This window comes from Spirosoma daeguense (genome assembly GCF_054776875.1).
This window is the reverse complement of record NZ_BAAHBF010000002.1, coordinates 204,666-230,000: the sequence shown is the minus strand read 5'-3', so window position 1 is coordinate 230,000 and position 25,335 is coordinate 204,666. Positions and strand designations below refer to the sequence as shown.

At 45.5% G+C, this 25,335-nt stretch carries 17 protein-coding genes; 5 read left to right on the top strand and 12 right to left on the bottom strand.

Annotated elements, in window-relative coordinates:
• Window positions 1–95 precede the first annotated feature (95 nt).
• From ACYVD4_RS05850 to ACYVD4_RS05835, 4 genes are all read right to left on the bottom strand, one after another.
• Complete coding sequence (locus ACYVD4_RS05850; RefSeq protein WP_460943368.1) at window positions 96–1,262, bottom strand: alpha/beta hydrolase-fold protein; 1,167 nt, start codon at window positions 1,260–1,262, stop codon at window positions 96–98.
• 305 nt (window positions 1,263–1,567) lie between these two features.
• A complete protein-coding gene (locus tag ACYVD4_RS05845; RefSeq protein ID WP_460943366.1) occupies window positions 1,568–2,275 on the bottom strand; it encodes a LytR/AlgR family response regulator transcription factor in 708 nt (235 codons plus the stop codon).
• Window positions 2,244–3,227, bottom strand: a complete 984-nt coding sequence (locus tag ACYVD4_RS05840; RefSeq protein ID WP_460943364.1) for a sensor histidine kinase — start codon at window positions 3,225–3,227, stop codon at window positions 2,244–2,246. Before ACYVD4_RS05840 ends, ACYVD4_RS05845 begins: the two co-directional genes overlap by 32 nt.
• Before the next feature lie 107 nt (window positions 3,228–3,334).
• On the bottom strand, window positions 3,335–3,778 hold the full coding sequence (locus tag ACYVD4_RS05835; protein ID WP_460943362.1) for a DoxX family protein: 444 nt from the start codon (window positions 3,776–3,778) through the stop codon (window positions 3,335–3,337).
• Between the two features lie 630 nt (window positions 3,779–4,408).
• Here ACYVD4_RS05835 and ACYVD4_RS05830 point away from each other — a divergent pair.
• The 4 genes from ACYVD4_RS05830 (at window position 4,409) to ACYVD4_RS05815 (ending at window position 11,360) form a co-directional block, all read left to right on the top strand.
• The gene (locus ACYVD4_RS05830) at window positions 4,409–5,581 is read left to right on the top strand and encodes an efflux RND transporter periplasmic adaptor subunit (RefSeq protein WP_460943360.1); all 1,173 of its coding nucleotides are present in this window, start codon (window positions 4,409–4,411) and stop codon (window positions 5,579–5,581) included.
• 64 nt (window positions 5,582–5,645) lie between these two features.
• Complete coding sequence (locus tag ACYVD4_RS05825) at window positions 5,646–8,825, top strand: efflux RND transporter permease subunit (RefSeq protein ID WP_460943358.1); 3,180 nt, start codon at window positions 5,646–5,648, stop codon at window positions 8,823–8,825.
• A 2-nt stretch (window positions 8,826–8,827) separates the two neighbouring features.
• Complete coding sequence (locus ACYVD4_RS05820) at window positions 8,828–10,255, top strand: efflux transporter outer membrane subunit (RefSeq protein WP_460943356.1); 1,428 nt, start codon at window positions 8,828–8,830, stop codon at window positions 10,253–10,255.
• Between the two features lie 196 nt (window positions 10,256–10,451).
• Window positions 10,452–11,360, top strand: a complete 909-nt coding sequence (locus tag ACYVD4_RS05815; RefSeq protein WP_460943353.1) for a hypothetical protein — start codon at window positions 10,452–10,454, stop codon at window positions 11,358–11,360.
• An 18-nt stretch (window positions 11,361–11,378) separates the two neighbouring features.
• Here the strand turns inward: ACYVD4_RS05815 and ACYVD4_RS05810 are convergent, their stop codons facing one another.
• Together ACYVD4_RS05810 and lpxK are read right to left on the bottom strand one after the other, a co-directional pair.
• Window positions 11,379–13,400, bottom strand: a complete 2,022-nt coding sequence (locus tag ACYVD4_RS05810; protein ID WP_460943351.1) for a putative porin — start codon at window positions 13,398–13,400, stop codon at window positions 11,379–11,381.
• Window positions 13,401–13,790: 390 nt separating this feature from the next.
• A complete protein-coding gene (gene lpxK, locus ACYVD4_RS05805; protein ID WP_460943349.1) occupies window positions 13,791–14,855 on the bottom strand; it encodes a tetraacyldisaccharide 4'-kinase in 1,065 nt (354 codons plus the stop codon).
• A gap of 97 nt (window positions 14,856–14,952) precedes the next feature.
• On the opposite strand from lpxK, the gene ACYVD4_RS05800 reads away from it, so the two are divergent.
• Entirely contained in the window at window positions 14,953–16,062 is a 1,110-nt protein-coding gene (locus ACYVD4_RS05800; protein ID WP_460943347.1) for an o-succinylbenzoate synthase, read from the top strand.
• On the opposite strand, the gene hemF is transcribed toward ACYVD4_RS05800, so the two are convergent.
• The 6 genes from hemF to ACYVD4_RS05770 all read right to left on the bottom strand — a co-directional run bounded on the left by hemF (window position 16,055) and on the right by ACYVD4_RS05770 (window position 25,322).
• On the bottom strand, window positions 16,055–16,984 hold the full coding sequence (gene hemF, locus ACYVD4_RS05795; protein WP_460943345.1) for an oxygen-dependent coproporphyrinogen oxidase: 930 nt from the start codon (window positions 16,982–16,984) through the stop codon (window positions 16,055–16,057). The genes ACYVD4_RS05800 and hemF overlap by 8 nt on opposite strands.
• A gap of 59 nt (window positions 16,985–17,043) precedes the next feature.
• Window positions 17,044–17,670, bottom strand: a complete 627-nt coding sequence (locus ACYVD4_RS05790) for an AlbA family DNA-binding domain-containing protein (RefSeq protein WP_460943343.1) — start codon at window positions 17,668–17,670, stop codon at window positions 17,044–17,046.
• A 275-nt stretch (window positions 17,671–17,945) separates the two neighbouring features.
• Entirely contained in the window at window positions 17,946–18,428 is a 483-nt protein-coding gene (locus ACYVD4_RS05785; RefSeq protein ID WP_460943342.1) for a hypothetical protein, read from the bottom strand.
• A 1,094-nt stretch (window positions 18,429–19,522) separates the two neighbouring features.
• Window positions 19,523–20,791 (bottom strand): PKD domain-containing protein, encoded by a 1,269-nt coding sequence (locus ACYVD4_RS05780; protein WP_460943340.1) that lies wholly within the window; start codon window positions 20,789–20,791, stop codon window positions 19,523–19,525.
• Window positions 20,792–21,173: 382 nt separating this feature from the next.
• Window positions 21,174–22,040, bottom strand: a complete 867-nt coding sequence (locus tag ACYVD4_RS05775; RefSeq protein WP_460943338.1) for a sugar phosphate isomerase/epimerase family protein — start codon at window positions 22,038–22,040, stop codon at window positions 21,174–21,176.
• A 114-nt stretch (window positions 22,041–22,154) separates the two neighbouring features.
• Complete coding sequence (locus ACYVD4_RS05770) at window positions 22,155–25,322, bottom strand: PVC-type heme-binding CxxCH protein (RefSeq protein ID WP_460943336.1); 3,168 nt, start codon at window positions 25,320–25,322, stop codon at window positions 22,155–22,157.
• Between the last annotated feature and the right edge of the window lie 13 nt (window positions 25,323–25,335).

The window sequence follows — 25,335 nt, the reverse complement described above, 5'->3', positions numbered from 1 at the left end:
TTTTTTAAAAACTACCCCATTCCCTAAACACAACTAACTATTCCTTGGAAAATCGGGCACATTATTGATAAAAAATAACTTTGAAGCGTTTATCCCTAATTTACCAAATCACCGAGCGCCTTTTTGGATGCTTCATCAGTAGAGTTTAATGACAATACTTTTTTGAACGATTGAATCGCCTTTTCCTTGTCGCCTTTTGCCCGATACGCTTCCCCCAAACTTCGATACACAATGGGCGAATCAGGATAATAATGTGCATTTAACGTTAATAGCTCAAGAGCTTTATCAACCTGTTTCTCACTCATGAGCAAAAACATACCCATCTGATTGATCACTTTACCGGGTGGTAAAAGGTCGGCTCCTAACCGACTATATAACTGCTGATAATGTTGGATTATGCCCTTCTCTCCTACTGACAAAAACGTTTGAAGCGGAAATTTATAATCGTCAAATACGAAATTCAGTCCATTGTAAAAACTTCGAAATGGCACCGAAAAATGGGTTTCATCATCAAAGTACTCAAACTTATGCACCATTCCTTTGAACGTATTACTGGCTAAATTTTTCGAAAACGTATCAAACGCCTTGCCCCTCGTGCCGGTATGCTGACCCGGATTAAACGGGTTATTTGACTCAGAAACGTACAATCGGGACGTTAACGTAGTGTTATTCTCAAATACAGAACTGGTTTTTGTTAGTATAAATCCGCTGTTCCACGTCAAAGTTGGGTCGATAGCGATGTAGGCGTTGAATGGCCGCTGATCTAAGAAACAGTTCAGTGTAAACAAACCCGCCAGCGAATGGCCGACCAATACCCGATAAGGTACTGTTCGATATTGCTGGTCGATGTAAGACAGTAATTCATTCTCCAGAAAAGCCCGAAAGTTATCAGTATCCTTTTGAAGCCCTCCCGTCATATCGCGCGTTCGGTTCGTATTCCGGACAGCTATAACGATCATTTCGGGTATCTGTTCATTTTCGCCCGAACTGAGGAAATGAATCATGCTACTAACATACTGATAATGCGTATCGGCATCCAACAGAATACAGACTGGATATCGTTTCTGCTGATAAAAGTCATCGGTTTGATACGAAGCGGGAAGGCTGACCGCAAACGTCCGTTTTTCATTCAGCGCTTTGGACGTAATAGATTTCTCTTCTCCGATACGCGTAAGTTGAGCTGACTGGCTTCGGACTTTGAAACCAGTCAGCAACGTAACGAACATTAATACGTAGCGGAGATAAGTCTTGCCAGTATACATAAACGAGTCATTTTAGTACGTTCTTTTCTGTATTCAAGATAGTGGTTTACTGTAGGATAGCAATCTGATAACCAAACAACTCCAGCAGCAATCTAGCAATAATCTTGACTTGAGGAGACTATATCTCAATTTCACGAAATGGCCATTTTCTAGCTGTAACGGTTTGTGTGACCACAGGTGTTGTACTTTTTTTAGGTAAGTATTCTATCAATAGCGTTTGATTGTATTTCCAGTGGAAGATTGTTCGGCCAATTCTGGTTGTGTTTTGCAAAAAAAGCAACCAGAACAAGATTCATATAGCTAACTTATCGCAGCCTGTCCACTAATTCACGGCGATAGGTAAGTCCTACTGGCAGCACTATCTCACCCATAAAAACTTCGTTACCGCTCAGACGCGTGACTTTATTCAGTGCTACCAGATAAGATTTATGGATGCGGATAAACTGATCGGTCGGCAGACGCTGCTCTAGCTCGGTCATAGTCATAGAAGTCAGGTAAATCTGCTGGGTCGTAAATAACTTGACGTAGTTACCCCAGCTTTGTCCATAGAGAAGATCATCGTAGAGAATTCGTACCCAGTCACCATCGACTTTGACGACTAACGAAGTATTGACAGATGCCGTTACGTTCACGTGCTGCGTTTCTCCATCGGGTTGGGCTATCACCACTTTATCAATGGCTTTCAAAAACCGGGCAAACTCGATGGGCTTTAACAGGTAATCCACTACGGTGTAATTGTAACTTTCCAGCGCAAACTCTGAATGGGCGGTCGTGAGGATGACTTTGGGCGGGTGGGTTAGCGTTTCCAGCATCTGTAGTCCATTCATTTGCGGCATATTGATGTCCAAAAACAGCAGATCGACGGGATGACGATGCAGAAAATTAATCGCTTCCAGAGCATGGTAGCAACTACCGACCAGTTTCAGCCTGTCTACTTGTTCAATATAGTGCTGTAATACGTAGTGAGCCGCCACTTCATCATCAATAAGCAGGCACCGTAAGGGGCTGGGCATAGGACAGGGTAGTTAATTGAACAACCAAATTCGTTTTGTAACAACCCGGCGGCTGTTCAATTCGAAGCTCATACTTGTCGGCATAGAGAATTTCCAACCGCTGGCGTGTATTCTGCAAGCCCAGCCCCGTCGACGTAACGGGCACCTTTTGGCTCGGCACCGAATTGGCAACGCTCAGGGTTAACGCATCGCCATCCAGCGTTATGGAAATAGAAACGAAGCAGCCTTGAATATCACTCGTGCCATGTTTAAACGCATTTTCGATCAGAGGGATCAAGAGCAAAGGTGCCAATTGATAACCTTGTAGTACACACGTATCAGTCGGATAAGTATACTCGATCTGGCATCGGTTACCCACGCGCTCCCGCTCCAGCGTTACGTAGCTAGTGATGAACTCAATCTCCTGTTGAAGAGACACTGACGACCGGCGGCTACTGTCTACCTGATAGCGCATCAGTTTCGAGAGTTGCATCAGCAGATCGGGCATCCTGGTGGGCTGGTGCAGACTAATTCCGTACAGGTTGTTGAGCGTATTGAAAAAAAAATGCGGGTTTAGCTGAGCGTGCAGAAATTTCATCTGTGTTTCCTGAAGCAGCAACTGATCAGCATTACGCTCCTGCTGTTGCTGGTAAAATCGCTGGATCAGGAAAAAGGCCATGATCGCAATCAAGCTCATAGTACAAGTGGCCAGATGAAATAGCGCCATGTCCTGCAACCCATGTGACTCGTAGAACTTGGGATACAGCAACACATCAACCCCATAAACGAGCAAACTGCCTACGACCAGAGCCAGGCTTGTCAGGATTCCATAGTTTCTGAACTGTTGACTGAACAACAGTGGAAAAAGAAAAAATCGGTGAAACTGCGCCTGCCCGTATAAAATCAGGAAATTTAGTAAGGCTCGCCAAAAATCATCCCAGGTGGTCAGGGGGTTACAGGCGCTGAGCGACATAAGCACGAAGAGTACTCCGAAGAAGAGGCTCTCCCGTAACCAATTTTTTCTCGTATCGAATATGGCTGGTAGTCGCATCGCTTATTCTATAGTTTGAGGAAGCGGCATTACACGGCGTTGTGCAGCTCAGTATGATTTATCAATCGCGCGCCAAGCAGCCAATCCAGACTGTAGCGCCCCGGTCCGAGGACTAAAATAGCTCCGTAGCCAATCAGAAAGCTCGTTGCCAGTTCACCTTCGCCCAGTAAATCCCAATTGTGGGACTGGAAAATAACAAACATGGCGACCAGTAGAGGTAAAAGAGCCAGCCGCGTAAACAAACCCAGCATCAGCAGGATTGAGCACACTAGTTCGGCGAAGATAGCCAGCGATAATGAAATGGAGCCATCTAAACCCATAAAGCGGGTAAAGTCCGTTTTCCACTCATGGAAATGAACGAGTTTGACATACCCATGATTGACACTCATCATAAAACCGAATCCCAGCCGTAACACCAGAGCAGCTATATCCGGGTAAGTGACTGTGAGCTTCTGGAAATATAAACGCAGCATACGTATTTATAAAATCGGTAACAGTTAATTACTGGCAAAACAACCCTCAGCGCGGAAATTTAACAAACTTAAATGACCAACTGAGTTGGTCATCAAAAAGCCACCCTTCGTCATTCTTTTACAAATTGGATGGACATTCAAAACGTACTTTGCACCCATCCGCCAACCTTGTGAACGAAATTCTGCGTTAATGAAATTCGCTACGCTTTACCTAAAGATCAACAATCCGTTCACCTGTAAATTTCGGCAGAACAACGAGTCACAGTCCAATTCATTCCGGGCGCATACGGCCAGTCAATGTTTTACCCGATCCGTTAAGCTGACCTTTAGCAGACAATCTGAGCAGGTTCGGACGCGAAGTGAGCCATCGGGCAGGAAAATTCCCAACGACGATGTCAAGACAAAATAATTGCCCTGCTGTGAGGTCGGTTACTCATAGCTGGCCATACGAAAAGCGAGTTGACCGGCCTCGCTTTAATTAATTTTTAACGAAGCCGGAATAATTCAGCTCTAATTACTGTTCCCCGTTACAGAGCAAGTTTTTTTTCTGACAGGATTTTTTTATCCGATATATCCCGTTCATCCTGTCAGAAAAAACCGCTCACATTAACTACTATTTTTTACAACCTGATGAAATTTGACATATTTATCCACCACCCATCCTCGCTTTACGTAGCACTGTTTCTAGCGCTGAGCCAGTTCGGTTGTGGTTCATCAACGCAGGAAACGTCGACAGCTACTCAAGTTCCTACCTTACCCGTCATACAAGTTAAAACCGCGTCGGTTACTACGTATCAGGAGTTTTCCGCTACGTTGGAAGGTCGTGTAAACGTTGATATTCGCCCACAGGTAGAAGGGTATCTTGAGAAAATTTACGTTGACGAAGGGGCTGCCGTTCGCAAAGGGCAACCGCTCTTTCGGATCGACACCCGCACCTATCGCGAGCAGGTCGGTAATGCAAACGCTACGTTGCTGGCAGCTAAAGCCAATCAGGATAAAGCCGCGCTCGAAGTGGCGCGACTGGCTCCACTGGTCGAAAACAACGTAGTGTCGGATGTGCAGTTAAAAGCTGCTCAGTCGGCCTTTGCAGCCGCAAAAGCGAATGTTGAACAGGCTAAGTCGATGGTAGGCAATGCGAATGTAAACCTGAACCGGACGCTCATTACGTCTCCCGCTACAGGATTCATCGGCCGTTTACCGTTTAAAACAGGCAGTTTGGTTGGCCGTGCGGAAGTGTTGCCGCTGACAACGGTTTCTGACGTACAGGAAATCTACGCGTACTTCTCCATGGGCGAAGTTGACTTTTTGCGCTTCACCAAACAAGCATCAGGGAACAGCTTGGCCGATAAAATCAAGAACTTACCGCCCATTGATCTGGTTCTGGCCGATGGCAAATCCTATGCGCAAAAAGGACGGATTGAACTTGTGTCGGGCCAGTTCGACAAAACGATGGGTGCCATCAGTTTCCGGGCTGTTTTCCCAAATCCGCAAGGATTGCTACGTTCGGGCATTACGGGTCGTATACGGATTCCGGAAGCTCATCCATCGGCCGTTGTGGTTCCGCAGGAAGCTACGTTCGAGCGACAGGATCGCGTGTTTGTTTTTGCCGTTGCCGACAGCAATAAAGTGGTAAGCAAACCGCTTCAGATTGCGGGCAAAAGTGGCAATTTCTACCTGATCTCCAAAGGCATTCAACCCGGCGAACGTATTGTTCGGGAAGGGCTTGATCGGCTGCGCGATGGTGATGCCATTTCGCCCCGGTTGATTGCATCCGATAGCCTGGCGACAGCCCGCGCGCTTTAGTTCATTTTTTCTTAGCGTTTAGTCATCGTTCCGATCTTCCGATCAGAACGCTTTTAGCAAAACCATGCTTAAACTATTTATCGAACGTCCGGTTCTGGCCACAGTTATTTCGATTCTGTTGGTCATTCTGGGAGTTATCTCGCTCGTTACGTTGCCCGTTACGCAGTTCCCTGAAATTGCTCCCCCTAGCGTACAGGTGATGGCTTCGTATCCGGGAGCCAATGCCGAAGTGGTGGCCCGCTCAGTGGCAACTCCGCTTGAAGAAGCCATCAACGGTGTTGAAAACATGACCTACATGACTTCATCGTCGGGCAACGACGGGTCTGTAGCCATCAATATTTATTTCAAACTCGGCACCAACCCCGATCTGGCGGCTGTGAACGTACAGAACCGGGTTGCCAAAGCCACCAGCCTGTTACCTGCCGAGGTGATTCAGGCGGGTATTTCGACGCAGAAACAGCAAAACAGCATGATTATGATCCTCAACCTGAACAGCGATGAGGATGTGTACGACGAAACGTTTTTGCAGAACTACGCCAAAATCAACCTGATTCCTGAACTACAGCGGGTAAACGGCGTGGGGCAGGTAATGGTGTTTGGTGTGAAAGATTATTCGATGCGTATCTGGCTCAAGCCCGACCGTCTGATTGCCTATGGATTGTCGCCACAGGAAGTGATGGCCTCCATTCGTGAGCAGAATCTGGAAGCGGCTCCGGGTAAAATTGGTGAAAACAGCAAAGAAGCGTTCGAATACGTTATTAAATATAAAGGTAAACTTAACCAGCCTGAGCAATACGAAAACATAATCCTGAAAGCAAACGCCGATGGGTCAACGATTCTATTGAAGGACGTAGCACGGATTGAATTCGGGTCTTTTACGTATAGTGGCGACACCAAAGTAAACGGTCGACCCAGTGTCGGCATTGCCATTAACCAAATGGCTGGCTCCAATGCGAATGACATTCAGGTGGCGATTCTGTCAATCATGGATAAAGCCGCTGGCGCGTTTCCAAAAGGTATCAATTATACCATCGGTTACAGCACCAAAACCTTCCTCGACGAGTCAATCGATCAGGTCACGCACACACTTATTGAAGCGTTTATTCTGGTATTTATCGTGGTTTTTCTGTTTTTGCAGGATTTCCGTTCCACGCTTATTCCGGCTATTGCAGTTCCGGTGGCCATTGTTGGTACGTTCTTTTTTATGCAATTGTTTGGCTTCACGATAAATCTGCTTACGCTCTTCGCGCTGGTACTGGCTATCGGAATTGTGGTGGATGATGCCATTGTGGTGGTTGAAGCGGTGCATACCAAAATGGAGAAGAGTCGGCAATCGGCGCGGGCTGCTACGTTACGTTCGATGCAGGAAATTTCGGGAGCCATTATTTCCATTACGTTGGTGATGGCTGCGGTATTCGTTCCGGTTGGTTTTATGAACGGCCCGGCGGGTGTGTTCTATCAGCAATTTGCCTTCACACTCGCCATTGCGATTTTGATTTCGGCGGTTAATGCTCTGACACTGAGCCCAGCACTTTGTGCTTTATTGCTGAAAAACCCGCATCAGGAAGGTCATTCCCGAAAAGGATTTCTGAACCGGTTCTTTGACGCGTTCAACGCAGGCTTTACGTCGCTGACAAACCGCTACGTTGGCGGGTTGCGGTTTTTAATTCGTCATAAATGGGTGGGTCTGAGTGGACTTGCGCTGGTGGGTGCCACTACGTTCTGGCTCATGCGCACTACACCAACTGGCTTTATACCTTCTGAAGATCAGGGGTTTATTGCTTATTCATTAAAATTACCAGCGGGTGCTTCGCTCCAACGGACGCAGAAAGTAGCCGACAAAATTGAGGGAATTCTGCATAAAACGCAGGCGGTTGAGCAACACATCGAAATCAGCGGCTTCAATATGATTGCCAACTCGGCCAGCCCGTCGTATGCTGCCGGGTTCGTGAAAATGCGCCCTTACGAAGATCGGGGAGCCGTGAAAGAGTTGCAGCAGGTGGTCGATACGGTGAGCAAGCAGGTCGCCGGTGTGGAAGAAGGCCGGGTCGATGTATTCACGATGCCAACTGTGCCGGGCTTCAGTAACGTCGATGGCTTTGAATTGCTCTTGCAAGACCGAACGGGCGGCAGTTTGGATAAACTGAGTGCTACGGCCAATGCGTTCATCGAAGAAGTCCAGAAACGCCCCGAAATTGCGGCCGCGTTCACTACGTTCGATACTCAAACTCCTCAATTTGAACTGGAAATGGACGTAAAGAAAGCCAAGCAACTCGGCGTATCAACCAGCGATATTCTGCAAACGATGCAGGTGTATTACGGCACTACGTTCGCGTCAGACTTCAACCGTTTCGGTAAATTCTACCGCGTCATTGCACAGGCCGACGCACCTTATCGCGCCGATCCGTCGTCACTCAATGGTATCTATGTTAAGAATGCAACGGGCCAAATGATTCCGATGACCACTTTCGTTACGTTGAAGCGTGTATATGGACCAGAAGCAGTTACACGGAATAACCTCTTTACGTCGGTGATGATCAACGGCATGGCGAAACCGGGCTATAGTTCGGGCGATGCGATTCGGGCGGTTGAAGAGGTGGCAAAACAAAAATTACCAGTTGGATACACTTATGAGTGGACAGGGATGACGCGCGAAGAAATTGCGGCTGGTGGTCAATCAAGCCTTATTTTCATTCTGAGTCTAGTGTTCGTTTACTTCCTGCTGGCGGCTCAATATGAGAGCTACGTACTGCCCTGGGCCGTGTTGCTTTCCATTCCGACGGGGATTCTGGGCGTTTTCGCCTTCATCAATTTCGCCGGAATCGATAACAATATCTATGTGCAGGTTGGTCTGATTATGTTAATTGGACTACTCGCCAAAAACGCCATTCTGATTGTCGAATACGCCGTTCAGCGTCGTCAGGCAGGCATGGGTCTGCTGGCATCGGCACTGGAAGCGTCCCGGCTTCGGTTACGGCCCATTCTGATGACGTCGTTCGCGTTTATTGTGGGGCTTATCCCATTGATGAGTGCCACCGGAGCCTCGGCTAAAGGAAATCATTCCATCAGTATCGGTACGGCAGGTGGTATGCTTACGGGCGTATTGCTGGGGCTGTTTATCATTCCGGTACTATTTGTCATTTTTCAGGGAATTCAGGAAAAAATCAGTCGGCCCAAAACCGCTGAAGAACGCAAAGCGCTGGCCGAAGAAGCCTTTGCCGATGCGCCACTAAATCGTAATTAATCATGCTGCGAACGTTTTTTTCATCGTATCGCCTTCCGCTTATCATTTTTGCCGTTGCGTCGGTTTTCTCAGCCTGTAAAGTGGGCCAGAATTACCAGCGACCAACGACACAATTGCCCGAACAATATGGGCAACAATCTCAATCCGATACGTTCAGCGTAGCCAAAGTGCCCTGGAAACAGTTTTTTCGGGACAACGAGTTGCAGAATCTGATCGGCAGTGCGCTCACCAATAATTTTGATTTACGGGTAGCAATCAAGCGGCTGGAAGAAAATCAGGCCTATGTTCGTCAGGCACGTTACGCCCTCCTACCGGCTGTTAACGCCCAGATTGCGGCCTCCACGGTTACACCTTCGCGCAACAGCCTGAACGGGTTGAGTCTCGAAAATTTCATCGGTACGCGGCATCTGGAAGATTTCTCGGCTAACCTCGGCCTGACTTGGGAAGCCGATATCTGGGGGCGAATCCGTCGGCAAAATGAAGCTACGCTGGCTCAATTTTTACAATCGCACGAAGCCGCGAAAGCCGTTCGGACGAATCTGGTTGCCAACGTAGCAACGGGCTATTTCAACGTATTGCTTCTGGATGCTCAACTGGACGTAGCGAAACGCAATCTGGCGCTTGGCGATAGCATTGTTCGATTAGTACGATTGCAAAAACAGGCTGGCGACGTAACCGAACTTGCCGTACAACAGGCCGAAACGCAACGGCAAACCGCCGATTTGCTACGTTCACAACTCGAACAGGCGCTGATTATCGAACAAAATAGCCTCCGTCAACTGCTGGGCGACTGGCCCGGGTACGTAGCACGCGGTAATCGGCTTACTACGTACCCGATGGCTGATACGTTGCTTACAGGTGTACCGGCTCAACTGCTCGCTAATCGGCCCGACGTAAGAGCTAGTGAATTGGGGCTTGTTGTTGCCAATGCACGAGCTGGCGTTGCAGAGGCCAATCTGTACCCTACCCTAACGATAACAGGCGCTGGCGGATTGAATTCGTTTCAGGCTGGCAACTGGTTTGCATTACCCAATTCGTTGTTTTATAATCTGGCGGCTGGTCTGGTGCAACCGATTTTTCAGCGTCGCCAGCTCAAAACGCAACTCGAAGTGGCTGAGATTCAGCGCGACGCGGCCCAGATTCAATTTTACCAGAGTCTGAACACAGCCGTTACCGACGTATCGAACGCGTTGGCACGTAGTGAAAAATTACAGGAGCAGGAACGTATCGCTATGCTGCGGGTAAAAACCGTACAGGGAGCCATCAATAACGCCAAACTATTATTTAAAAGTGGTATGGCTACGTATCTGGAAGTAATTACCGCTCAAACCAACGCCCTCCAAGCTGAACTCACCTTGGCTGATATCAAACGGCAACGACTTGGTGCGATGGTCGATGTCTATCGCTCTCTGGGTGGCGGCTGGCAATAGCTAGGTCAAAAGTATACGTATTTAGTGCCTGTTTGAGTTACAGTTGCCCCTATTGCTTTGCATAGGAATCAATCTTGGCTCAGGCAGGCATTTACATTGAATTAGCAATCCGTAAAGGTTGAAAGTACTACTTATTGAGAACTGATACGTAAAATTCATACATTTCTGGCCTGTTACCCTAAATCCCAGAGTCTTTATGAACGGTTTATGTATTGCAATTACGCTGCTATCAATTTCTGCGTGTACGTTACTGGCCCAGCCATCCTTACAAACGAGTTCCCCCTTTCTGAATCAGAAACTACCGGGATTAGTCCCCAGCGTATTTGCTCCAGGCTTGGTTTCGTTGAGCGATCATTATGAATATGGCTCTGTTTTTTCTAAAGACGAAAGGGAATTCTACTATGCCGTCATCATCAATAAAAAACCTCAGATTCGATGGATACGCTTTGAAAAAAATGGCTGGACAGCTCCCAAAATGGTGATTGGCAGCGATCAATACGAGTATAACGATCCGTTTCTGTCGCCCGACCAGAAACGATTATATTTTATCTCAGATCGCGTAACCGACGGGAAAGGGCAAAAGAAGGATTTTGATATCTGGTATATCGAACGGACAAAAAACGGTTGGTCTGATAAGCCGATTAATGCTGGCCCCGGCATCAACTCCGACAAAAACGAATATTATATGTCTTTTACGAAGGACGGCACAATGTACTTTTCATCGAATGGTGGCACCAACACCACTACGGATAAGAATTACGACATCCGGGCTTCTAAGTACGTAAAAGGCAGCTTCCAGCCTTCTAAGAAATTACCCAATAGCATTAATTCAGACCATTACGAAGCAGACGTGTTTGTATCGCCGGATGAGCAATTTGTAATCTTCTGTGCCGAACGCCCGGATGGTTTTGGGAAAGGCGATTTATTTATCAGCTTCAAAAACAAAGCTGGTCAGTGGCAACCCGCTAAAAATATGGGCAATGTAATAAATACCGATGGGTATGAGTTTTGTCCTTTTGTAACAAGTGACGGGAAATATCTTTTCTTTTCCCGTGATGGCGATATTTTTTGGGTAAAAGCATCAGTGATCGACAAGTTGAGATAAATTTCTCGTATTAAACTATTAATCGAACAGATACCAGTCAACACCAAAAGCAAATCCTCTACGTAGTTGAAGGTAATCAGGGCCAATGAAATAACCGGGCTGTAATAATCCCTGATTGGCATGCGTCAGTTTAACAAACAAGCGCGTCCGGTTCACGCGCAGATTGGCATAAAGATCAGCCAATACGTAACCCTCAACCTTCTGTCTATTCTGCAAATGGAACTGCTGTGTGAGCGGCATATAGGCATCAGCATAATACGCTGATTTATAATGCAGATCGATTCCCGTCTGGATATACAAAACCTTGGCGTATAAAAATTCAAACTGTATACGCGTATTCATGAAGAACGGAGGTTGACGTAGCACATCCGGACCCGACTGAACAGAATAATACCCTTGCCCTGCAATCAGAAATTTACCCAGTTGCAAATGGTATCCCAAACCCGTTCTGAAAATACTCAATGGAGCTTTCTCCTGACGTACTACACCCAATGAGTCGAAATACACAAAGTTTTTTACCAGATAATAGTCCAGACCGGGCTGAATACGGAATCGTTTGGAGCCAATATTCAACTTACCATAAGCATGGTAATAATTACGTAGTGTCAACGGTGGAAGTCCTTTACTGGCATCGGGCCAGAAGTAAGCATTGCTCTGAAAACGTTCCTGCAACAGCGTTGGCTCTATAGCCATAATAGAGCCACCCGCCGTCAGGAATTTACTTTCGAGTTGCCCCTGAAGCCGATAACTTCCTCTCGCTCCAATTTCAGCCTCCGCCGTCAATCTTGACAAGCTATCGGGAAAATAATAACCCAACCAACCTCCCACAAATGTTTCGGTTCGGGGCGTTTCATATTCATTATAGTTTGTTCGCGTTAGATTATATCTCGTTTGTTGGCGATAATTTCGAATACGCAGATACGCCCGATAGTTAAAAGAAGCTCCTTTAAACTGAGCAATTCCTTTCAGGCCAAACTGATTCTCAAGCACCCGAAAGCGGGCACGCTGCTCCAGCCGCGACGTATCACCCTGAATTATTGGGTAAAAAATCAACGTATCGTTTGTGGGAGTAACAGCAAATCGGTTTAATGCAAGCGTATCGTCCCGATAAAAGTTTTTTTGGGTCTGGTAATCAAACCGATGATACAACTGAAACCCTTTTTCCAGAACGTACTGATGATATACGTGCCAGTTGTTGCGAATGTCCCAGCCATGTGGCCCGTGGATAGAAGAGCCGCCACTTCGCAAACGAGGATCGCCCGTATAATTATAGATAATTGGTGAATTATCGACAGTCTGACCGGGCAAAACGCCACCCTGCTCATCGACACTGTGATTCATGTTGACGTAGTGCGCCAGCAAGGTATATTTATCGTTTTTCGAGCGGTAGTTCGTATGTAATAAAACGCTCCAGTTTTGCGCCAGAAATTTAAACGGATCGTTTGAACCGCTGGTGCCAAACTGTTTCTGAGCCGTGAACCGTTGAACATTAAATCCGGCATTCCAGCGGGGCGTAATATTCTGCGCCATGTCGAACCGCAGAATGTTCTGATCGTTACCACCAAGCGCCAGATACATATCGGTAAATGGCGATTTGGTATCGAAATACTTTACATCCATGGTCTGGAATGCGTAGGGCGAGAACACCGAATAGCCCGACTGTGCGCCCAATTGCTGAGGAACTGGAAGAAATACAGAACGCATGGGTGTTCCAAGCGACCCTAAATCCTGATACAGATTCTGACTCCGCTGAACGTACGTAAACCGGTGTACGTCGTCCATGGTGGTGTCGAGCGTGTAGAGTTTTTTATGGTTATTGAAAATATCATCTTCAAGCATGTAACGGGTCGATTTCGGCCCGTAGATTACCTTCGTCGAATCATCAATACCGTTACTGTTGCTATTGCTGTTAGCCGAAAATGAGCCGGGTTGAGCCTGTCGTCCGCCAAAGCCACCCGGAAAGCCACCCGGAAGCTGTTGCGCCCAGCCTGTTGCAGCCAGCAAAGCACTCAATATAAAGACAAAAAAACACTGCTTCATCAGGTCAAAAGTACGCCAAAACCCCGCACACCCAACATACTACGTCTATTCGCTTAAGGATTTTTAACGGGTTTCGTGCTACGTTTAGTTTTACTTTAAAAATATTTTTTCAAGATCCGTTACTTATCAATATCAATTCCGTCTAAGCACCCTTTTGCTAATCAATCTGAATTTCAATAGTCAATTGGCCTAACCAATCTTTTTGGGATTCGTTTACAGAATATGATGTAAGCAACTACTTACGTAAACTGGCTTATGCGTATACGAACCACTCGAATTATAGCCACAGTGCTGATAAGTTTGGGACTAGTTGTCATAATTGGGCAATTAGGGCCGCATTGGTTCCGCTTTGGGATTTTAACATCAGGGATTATTTTATTCATCATTTCCCTACTTCGGGAAACCCGACGCAAGAAACCCCCGATCGTTTAAGAATTTATTGAACGTTGTTTCCTGCTGATCCAAAAACTGCATCGCTACCGGCAAATAATATAAAGGCAATGAATTTCGCTCCTCAGCGGTCAGCAACGTATCCAGTTTTACCCAATCTTTTTCAGTAGTCAGCAAGGCAATTCCGGGCCTTATATCGGCCAGCAATTTGTTAAGGTCGGTTCGCGTATAGGCGTAATGGTCGGCAAACCGATGATGCTGCGTTAACTGATACGTTTGGCGGACGTATTGTTCCAGCGGTTCAGGTTGGGCTAAGCCAGAAACCAGTACTACCCGCTGAAGCGACGTATCAGCTTGCTTTGTGGAGAATGCCACAGGCGTATCGTATCGTAGACCAGCGAAAAATACAGGCGTATCGGTTTGTGTATATGGTCGTATTTTTGACACGATACGTTGCTGTTCTGTCGCCCAAAGGTTAATTGGGCACTTTGTAACAACAAGCACATCGGCTCTACGTGCTCCGCTACGTTGTTCACGAAGTCGGCCAGTCGGAAATGGATAATCCTCATAGAAAGGCCGGTTATAATCCATCAACAACACGTTCAGATGCGCCTGCACAGCCCGATGCTGAAAGGCATCATCGAGCAGGATTTGAGTTGTTTCAGGAAACTGTTGCTGAATACGCTGAATAGCCTCTGCTCGACGCTCCCCAACACAGACTTGTATACGTTGGCCAAACTTGCGATATAATTGAAGCGGTTCATCGCCGAGGGTGGCTGCAGTGTCAATAGCTGTTGCGATTCGAAAGCCACGAGTCTTCCGACCATAACCACGACTTAATGTAACTGTATGATTAGCTTTGCCAACTTCGACCATAAACGACCGTTTAATCAAAAATTCGACCATCGGTGTTTTTCCTGTTCCGCCAACAGTGAGGTTACCAACACAAATTGTAGGTATAACCGGGCGAAAAGACGTCATTAACTGACTGTTATATAACGAATTACGAATATCCGTCACCCAACCATAAAGCCAACTGAACGGGAGTAATAGCCACTTTATCACCAAATACTTCACTAATAATTTCGTAACATTGCCTTTAATGAGTAACCAAAAGTAGTACTTTTAAGGCTTGGAATACCCGCCCTGATCTATTGACCCAATGAGTTTGCACATCGACTACCTGAAACACACGTTGCATTTTCGCTTCGAAGCGGGTACGTCACGTGGTATCCTTACCGAAAAAACCTGCTACATTTTGCGGTTGCGTGATGATACCCAACCAGACGTAATAGGTTATGGCGAGTGCAGCCCGTTACCCGGTCTTAGTTACGATGATCGGCCTGATTTTGAGGAGCGCTTAGGTCAATATTGTCAGGAATTCAACGAGCTTGACCTCGAATTGTTTCACTGGAATCTTCCGATTGTATTAACTCAGCTAATCAGTCATCAATTTCCCAGTATTTTATTTGGCTTCGAATCGGCCATGCTTGACTTTTTGGCGGGCGGAAAACGTATTCTGTATCCTTCCGAATTCACAGATGGTAATCGTCCGATTCCTATCAACGGTCTGATCTGGATGGGAAGTCCAGCTTTTATGCGGCAGCAGATTGAGGAAAAACTACAATCTGGCTTTACAACGATAAAACTGAAGATAGGTGCCCTCGATTTCGAGCAGGAGTGCGATCTGTTAGCGATGATTCGTGAGCAATTCACGGCTGATCAGATTAGCTTACGGGTTGATGCCAATGGTGCCTTTCGGTCAGATGAAGCAATGGCCAAACTCGAACGGCTGGCTACTTACAATCTGCACTCGATTGAACAACCCATACGCGCTGGTCAGCCTGAGCTAATGGCCGATCTTTGTCAGCATTCTCCTTTACCGATAGCACTTGATGAAGAACTGATCGGCCAGATGGAGTACGTACACAAATTCCGGCTTCTGAAAAAAATTCAGCCTCAATTTATTATTCTAAAGCCAACATTGCTGGGTGGTTTACACCATTGCGATGAATGGATTGAAATTGCAGGGCGGCTGAATATCGGGTGGTGGATTACATCAGCTCTTGAATCAAATATTGGCTTAAACACCATTGCGCAATACACCGCTAACCATAAGTACGCATTACCACAAGGCTTAGGTACAGGGCAGTTATATACAAATAATTTCCAGAGCCCGCTTGTGGTGGATCGGGGGCAACTTTATTACCTGCAAACGCACGCCTGGAATCTGGTTGAGCTAACGGAAAAAATTTCCAATCACTCTAGCTAGCCGCTTCCTCTACCAGCCAGTTTATTCCTTTCTGTAGAGATTCAAGTGTTTTCTCCTCTCGGCTACCTACCGATGGACTTGTATTGTATATCCAGTTTGCCTGTGGTGGCATACTCATCAAGATCGACTCGGTACGTCCGTTGGTCTCTAACCCAAAGCGCGTTCCCCGATCCCAGACGAGGTTAAACTCTACGTAACGTCCCCGACGTAGCAATTGCCAGTTTTTCTCGGCGTCTCCATACGGCATGGAGTGGTTTTTCTGCATGAAATGCGTATAAATTGGCGCAAATGCATTGCCCACATCCTGAACGAACGAAAACAAGGCTGCCTTGTGGGCATCATCGGTTGGCCGTAGGTAATCAAAAAAAATGCCGCCTACGCCCCTTGTTTCCTGCCGATGAGGTATATAAAAATAGTCGTCGGCCCAGGCTTTAAATTTTGCATAGTAAGCTCCCTGATGACGATCACAAACAGACTTCAGATAAGCATGAAACCAACGGGCATCGTCAACATCTACGTAGTGTGGCGTCAAATCGATACCTCCACCAAACCAGCTATGTCCGCTACTCATTTCAAAATAGCGAACATTCATATGAATAATGGGCACCATTGGATTATTCGGATGTAGAACAATCGATACGCCAGTTGCATAAAACTGAGCGGGTTCTGTCAGATTCAGCACACGTAGTGTAGCTTCAGTGGCTTCGCCATGAACAGCCGAAAAGCCAACTCCCCCCTTTTCAATAACTGTTCCCCCAGACATAACCCGAGAGCGACCTCCCCCCCCACCCGGCCGTTCCCATAAATCTTCCTGAAAGCTTCCGGTACCATCAGCTTGTGTCAGTTCCTGACAGATTCGATCCTGAAGATCCATGAAAAAAGTGGTAATCGTCTCCTTATTGATGGGTTGCTGAATTGTCATAGTAATCACAAAGTTCGTAAGGATAGCCGATTTTCAAGACATATTTCCTCATTTTGTGACTATGTGGCCATTTGTAACGCGTAGCGAACTGGCCGAGGTTTGTCGATCATAATCAATAATCCCTGACCAGCAAGTTGCTTAAGAAGTCTTCCCGCCCTGTAGTCGGAGATATTGACCAGTTTGGCAAAGCGGGGAGCTGTAATGTCATCATTTTTGCGTAAGTACTGAATCAGAGTCCGCACAGCGTTCGTTTTTAACAAATCATTACTTCCCTGATCTGCTTTCTGGATCAAATTTGTTGTAGGTACCGATTTGTCTTTGGCTCTAACATATAGTATACGCTTGCCCGTTTCGTCAAGTACGTAGTGCGGTTTTTCATCACTTTCTGCTACGTTCACAATTAGCACCAATCGCCCATCTGGCGCCAATGTTTTATAACTTATTGTCAGACTCGGTTCAATAAGCCGTTCTGTTGCCTCTTCCAATTTACTAATTTCGCGAAACTCAGCGGGTACGCCCACAATACGTCCATCATCGGCAATGCCAATAAGTAACGTACCACCAGTTGAATTAGCAAACGCTGCCAATGTGCGAGCAATTCGGTATGCAGAAGACAACTGCCGTTTAAATTCCAGTCGATTATTTTCGCCTAAAGAAATAAGATCGTCTAATTGGTTTCGGGTCATAATTGTAAATATGATGGCCACAAACTATGTTTTTTTATACTAAAAACATGAATAAATATTCCTTCGGATATTTTCGAATTATCAGCTTTGTAACTGATGTCTTAAGTTATATTATTAATTAATGATCTACTTATCTCGTATTTGATTTACGATTTTATGTGTAAAATTTCAGGTTATAATAGTAGATGTAACTCATTATAAATCACTAAAATTAAAATAGCGAACCAGTCGATTCGCTATTTTACAGGTACTTAATGCTAAATAAATACTACTGTTTATTCTGCAACAGGATTTTGGCGTTTACGGCCTCGTGGCTTTCCTGTATACTCCGGTTTTGGACTGTTGTCTGATAATTTAAGTTCATAACCAGTAACTCCATTATCATATTCGAAAGACTTAACAGTAAAACTATATTTTACGTTTGCATAGTCGATACCACCTTTCTGTAAAATGAATGGCAATGAGATGGCATGGCTTTTTGCCGCTTTCACTAACTCAAATGTTTCTCCCTGATCGCTAGAGTCAGGCACCAGATATAATGATTTTATCTTACGCTTTCCATCCTGAGTGCCCACTTTATAGCGATTGCTTTCAGGATCGAAGCCCAATTGTGCAGCCGATTTGTCAGGAAATACAAGCTTACCTCCGGTAGAAATATACCCAGTAACAGGAGCTGCTTTAGTTGCGCTTTTTTGCTCTTTTTTTTTCTCTTCGCTATTCTCTTCTGGCGAAAAGAATCGAATTTGTTTAGCTTTCATCTGAGAATTTATTTATGTTATCTTATTTCGTCCACACAAATATAATAGACATAGCAAACTAAAGAGTTAATATTTTCTTTTACGTCTGTTCATCCACTAATAAGTAAAGTTTATTTGTGCCTGATCCAGAGTTTTCAGCTTTAATTAGCCGCCTTTTAATAAATATCCAATAAACCAGAACAAACTTCTAGACTTCCGTAAAGTTGCACTCAACAGGCTGTTTCCGTTACGATTATTGAGAATATTTACAAAATAATGCTTGTGATTTTCATCAGCTATAAAGATTTGGGAATAAACAAATAAGGGTAAAATTTACTTCTTTTCGAGAAGTTGTTTAAACAACAGCTTTAGATTTTCGATCTCATTCTGTAATTGTTGGTCAGTACGTTTTTGCTGTTGATTTACTACTTTTTGTTGCTAACTATCTTTGTCCTGCCGAATAATATAAAGGGGCAATTCATCAATTTTCTCCAATAATTTGGCATCCATTTTTGCTACGTTACCCCCTGTTTTACAACGTCATCTGCGGATAGATTACCGGGTAAATACTTGTGAGTCTGTATGTATTTCTCGCTTTCAATTGATACTATCGGCGAAGACGTAGTCGCTTCAGTTTGAGGTGTTTTTAAAAGCTAACTTCACTTTTTCAGTGAGAATCTTTTCTTCTACAAACAGCTTGTAGCCTATGGCGTCCGTGCTACGTTGGTGCTAATAATCACGGCATCGTTCTGAGTACTTTGTAAAAACGAGCATTTCCGATATCACATGCTTTCGCCTACGGATTTACGGGCAGCCGTTCACACTCGCCAGTACTACGTCGCCATTCTTGTGACTAGAGAAATTTGCTTTTGCTCAACAACGTAGCCGGAGAGCTACTGCCTAGATTGGCAAAACGCAAGCCAGACTAGCTCGCTACGCCTTTGTTAATTTCCAGTTTATTATTGGGAGCCGTGTTTCCAATTTCTACATCTGACCTGATGATTACCCAGAATCTCGATCAAACTAATAAAATAGCTTTGGCCGGGCAAAACTTACATAAAAATCAGTATCAACTAAAATAGAGCGCTTTTCTATGGAATCGATATAAATTACTATTAATTCCGTTTCGTTAAGGTGTAATCAGGAGTCTTGTTCACACTGCCATTTGCATCAATTACATAAAGCTTTAATCTGGTATTCGACTCAATCTCTATCTTGTATTTCTTCCAGGCGGGGTCCACATCCGTACTCCAGTTGCGATAGCTCATTACGTTATTAGCATCTATTTTAAACTCCCGCTTCTGAACATTTTTCGTATCTAAAATCGAGTAATTGTAGGTGTAATAATTCGCTCCGGTCGAAAAATCAAAAAATACATCTTTGTAGGTAGAATAATCGCCCTGATCCCAAATGCCATTTAAAATTGAAAGTATTGACTGAGACTTCACAACGGAATTAGCTGTTCTTTCAACATCGCTCGTTCGGGTAAAAATAATTGGAGAAAGTTCGTTATACGCCGTACTGGTTTCAATGATCCTGAAAACTCGCATCTCATCGTCAGAAACAATCTGGATACGAGCATGTTTCGACTGCTTGCCAGAAGCATCTTCTACATAAATTGTTTTATCGACGATGCTGTATTTATAGTCCAGCTTTACGGTTTGAAAATCGGAACTAGGATAGATATATGGGTGATAGTAATTCTGATACGTTAACGTATTACTTTTTGGAAAGAATCGGTATGTATAGTTATCAAATTTTGCCCCTTCGCCTTTAACATATGAGCCCCAGACGCCCGGCAAGTAATTTACTAGTGATGGATCATCGACTACGTCGGCAAGTTCTAAAACCACCGTGGGAACATTCACGTTAATTGATTTCATGTTTTCACCGCCTTTGCCTTTGGCTGTCAGTTTAACCAGATAACTTCCTGCTTTTGTGTAACGAACCTCCGGGTTCGCTTCCAAAGACGTTTTTCCATTGCCAAAATCCCAGATGTACGATTCCGCATTTTTAGAAACGTTGGTAAATTTTACCTGACCATTCGTGTCTGACCATATAAAATCAATGCTTGGCTTTATAGTTGCTACGTCGACTTCCTGTGTGGTTTTATCGCTGGCGGTTGGGTTCGTAACGGTAAGTGTTACCGAATGCGTTGAATTCGACGTAAAGGAATGTTTAGGACTTTGCTCATTGCTTATCGCCGAGCCATCGCCAAAATTCCAGGCATAACTATCTGCTTCTGTCGATTCACTTTTAAACTGAATACTCCCATCTCCAGCATTAGTCCAAGAAAAAAAAGCTTCTGGTGCCGGACGAAAGTTTTCTCTGGGTGAGCAACAGATTACAAATAAAAGACCAGTAAGGGCTGACAGCATTTTCATAGATTTTTATACATTGAGTTCTATCATACTTGGCGCGTATGTAATGGAACACTACACAAAATAACAGCTAAATCGCATCTGTTCTCTCTATTGCGAACATATACCACTATTTGAATCTATTTCTAACAATTTCGCAATTTTTATTACACTTAGTACCGTTTCTGGACACAAATATTTAGGCAAAGTTAGTTTTATCGCATTTACATAGGCAAAAAATAGCTAGTAGCAGTCTTGCACTCTCCATAAACACAAATCAGTCTACTTCATCCTTACCAATAAATTGGCAGAAATGAAGTAGACTGATTTGTGTTATGAGAAACGAGCTATTCTCTTATCAACGTATTTGATGGCAACAGAACGTTACGTTACCTATAAATCGTATCTATTTTGCATATTTGGCCTGCATGGCCTTGATAAATTTGAGGCCATTTTCGGCAATATCCCAGGGGTCATTATATTCTCGCCAGACGTTGATAGAGTTCGCAAAATCGATGTCGTTTCGGGTGAAAGCTTCGATGGTCATCCAACCAGTATAGTTCAATTCGGCCAGGGTTTTGAACGTATCATCCCATGGGATATGGCCATCTCCGGGCGTTCCCCGATCGTTTTCGCTGATGTGTACGTGCGCCAGCAAAGGTGCAATGGTACGTATCGCATCCGGGAATCGCTTTTCTTCCATGTTAGCATGATGCGTATCGAACATGGCTCTTACGTTGGAATGATCGGTGAGACGAATCAGGTGTGCCAATTGTTCCATCGTATTGCAGAGATAGCACTCGAAGCGATTTAACGCTTCAGGCGTCAGAATGATGTTTGCCTGTTTCGCGTATTCTCCGGCAGCGTGCAGGACTTCGGCACTACGTGTGTACTCGTCGGCCTGTGGCTCGCGTCGGCTGAACGTAGCAAAAGCCGAGTGCATTGGGCCACAGATTACAGTTGCGCCCATAGCATGTGCCCGATCAATGGCGCCTTTTAGAAAATCGACGGCTTGGGCCCGAATTGTTGCCGATTCGCTGGCGGGATTTTCGTCTGGACCAACCACCATAACCGTAGTACGTTGAAGTCCTAACTGATCTAAATGCTTGCCGAACTGGCTATAGGCTGCTACGTCCTGATTATCAATAAAACACTCAATGCCATCGTAACCAATCTGTTTTAGCCGTTCGGCAATTGGGTTCATTTTTTCCGAAATCGGGGCCGACCATGCCAATAGATTAAACCCAACCGGAGAAACGTTTTGTAAAGACATAAAACAAAAAATAAAGGTAAACGGATTGTAGCAATGAATAATGGATAATGTAAAATGAATAATGATAGTTGCTTAGGGTCCGCTTTTCATTCTTCGTTTTGCATTATCCATTATTCATTTCTCCATAGGATGTTCTTTAAGTAATTGGTTGGGCGAATAAAAATCCACCTTTTTAGACGTAGCTGCTCTTACTTTTTTCACTTGCTCCGGTAAGATGGCCGACGCTTTATTTCCGAACGAATTTCGAACATAAGTTAATACAGCCGCCAGTTCGTCATCTTTCAGCAATCCACCAAAGGGCGTCATAGGTACTTGGCCGGGATATTTTTTACCCGCTACGTCAATAGGCCCGAGCAAGCCTTTCAGAGCTAGTTTGATCAATCGTTCTTCGCTGCCTGTTACCCAATTTGTACCTGTTAACGGCGGAAAACCAGATGCTTCAAGCCCTTTCCCGTCGGCCTGATGGCAGGTGATGCAATAGCCTTCTTTCGCGTAAATCTGCCGCCCCGCTGTATACAAAGCAAGTTCTGCCCCTTTCAGATCCGACGTAACGGTAATTTCCTTTTTCTTCTGAACACCTCTGCCATTTAAGTGCGCTACGGCAGTTTCATGAGCGTGTATCATCCAGTCGTCCATTGGCTTTTTTGCGGCTTCGGCCAGAATCGGCAATCCTTTTTCTTTACCGATCCAAGAAGCAGCCACAATTGCATCCAGTCGAACCCGGCTGTTATCGTCACGAGCGGACTGCATTAATAAGTCGGCCTGATCGGCTACCTGATGCCCCGTATAACGTACTACCTGAACGGCTGCCGCACGGGCATGGTAATCTTTGGCTTTCAAAACCTGACGTAGCAGTTTCTGATCTACCTTATCCAACCCCCAACTCACCCAAAGTGCTTCCAGCATATGGTGCTCATAACGAGGGTCGTTTTTGTCGAGTTTAGCAACCCAGGGACCTATTTTAGCCAATACCTGACCTGCATCCCGACCACGTAACTCACGACGGGTACGGTAACGAGTTCGGTACTCTGGCAATTTCAGATTATCCAGCAATTCATCAATGGTTGCACCATCTATTTTAGCTGGCTTCACGAGCGGGCGTGCCGGATACGTAATGCGATAGACACGTCCGTGCGAGTGGTCACGTAGCGGATCGCGGGCGTTGTGCTGCATGTGACCAATCAAAATGTTATGCCAGTCAATAAGATACAACGAGCCATCGGGAGCAAATTCCATGTCGACGGGGCGGAAGTTACGGTCTTCGCTTACTACCAGATCAGCCCGGTGCTTGCTTTTATAGCCAGTACCATCATCGACCAACGTATGCTCTTTCATTCCCAGAAACCCAATGGTGTTGTTGATCAGCAAATCGCCTTGTATCTCATCGGGAAAATGTCGGCTGGACACAAATTCCAGACCCGAAGTTGGTCGCACACGATGCGCATCTTCAATGAGTTGAACCGATTTATGCGTGTACTCGCCGTAACGTGGCAACACACTTCCGGGCATCATCCAGCGTACATCGGGGCTCGATGTTTCGGCAAAAAACGGCTGTCCCCAATCATCGAAGGCAATACCCCACGGATTTGGAATGGAAAGTTGTGCAGTACGTTCCAGTTTTTTTAGTTGTGGAGCGTAACGGTAGAATCCGCCATTTGTAGCCCGAACCGGCCCGTAAGACGTCTCTACGTTGGTGTGCAGAAAAACACCTTCTCCCGAATAAATAGCACCCGATGGGTCAACCGTAAACGCGTGGCTGTTGTGGTGCGTGTCATGGTCATCAAAGCCGCTCAGCAGGATTTCAACTTTGTCAGCTTTATCGTCGCCGTTGGTATCGCTAAACAGCTTCAGATTGGTTCCCTGCGATACGTAGACGCCTTCTTTTGCAATTTCGAAACCTAGCGGCAGGTGCAGTTTATCGGCAAAAACCGTTTCTTTATCGGCTTTACCATCGTTGTTTGTGTCTTCGTAAATCAGAATTTTGTCATTCGGTTTAGCATCACCGGGTTTATAGTGCGGATAGCTGGGCATAACCGCCACCCATAATCGTCCTTTGTTATCGAACGACATTTGCATCGGTTTCGCCAGATTTGGGAACTGCTGTTCATCGGCAAACAACTCGATTTTATAGCCCGCCGGAACTTTGAGTTTGCTTAACGCATCCTGCCCGGACAGATAGGTAAGACTGCCGTTTTTCTCTGGATTGAAATTGGTTTTTACAGTGGGCAATACCTTTGTTTTTTCGTCGGCAGATGCTACGTCCATTTTCTCCCCTTTCGAAGCCGCCAGCCAAACCGCCCGGTCGCGGATGTCGGTCATCTGCCGGATTTTCTCAATTTCAGCCGGATAATTGTCGGGGCCAAACGGATTGTAACGCCGACCGTATACGTGTACCCCATTCGGAATTTTGAAATCGTTGTGCCACATCCAGTTTTTTTCCATCACGGCATCATGCACCAGTTGCCGATTGGCTTCAGCTTTAGCGGCCGTTTTGCCAAAAACCTGATCGGTCAGCAAAAGCCCCAGCTTTTTATAGCCTTCTTCGTTGAGTTGCGATCCATCGATAGTTAAATCAGCCTGGCTTTCAGCATACCACTGTTTCGAAGGGGTAAAAGCATCAACAAACAATACGTTATTCTGTGCCGAAACTTCCTGCATGGCTTTCGTGTACAAAGCCAGATTCTCATTCTCTTTCTTCCCATTCGGTAAATCGAACTTGGCCGACAAATCTTCGAATGCGATGGGCGAAACAATGGCCAGTTGTGGAGCCGACGTACCGTTATATTGCTGTTTCAGCGTCCATTTTATAAAGGCGTCGAGTTCAGCCTTGTAGTTTTCCAGCCCTTCTTTCCCCTGAAATGATTCGTTATAGCCAAAAAACGCCACGATAATGTCCGTTTTTAGCCGGGTTAGCCATTGGTCGGGCGTATCGAAATGGCCTTCACTGGCAGAGGGCGTAGCGTATTCGGTCTGAAATTTCTCAGCACCCGGAAATGCCCACGGCGTAAATCGGGACGCATGTGGCCGAAATCCGGGGGTATCACCACCGTCGCACATGTTCCGAATGAACAGCGAATCGGCAGGATAACGTACCTGCATTTCGGTCTCGAACGTACCAAAATTCATCATCCGGGAACCCAGATTGTTCCCAAGCAAAACAATGTGTGAACCTTTTTTGACGCTAAGCGATGGCGGTCCTGCCTGAAAAGCACTAAATGCAAAAAAGGCCAGCACAACGGCGCACAGCGAACCAGCAATGCTGATAAGCCTTAATTTATTCATATTGATGATCAGG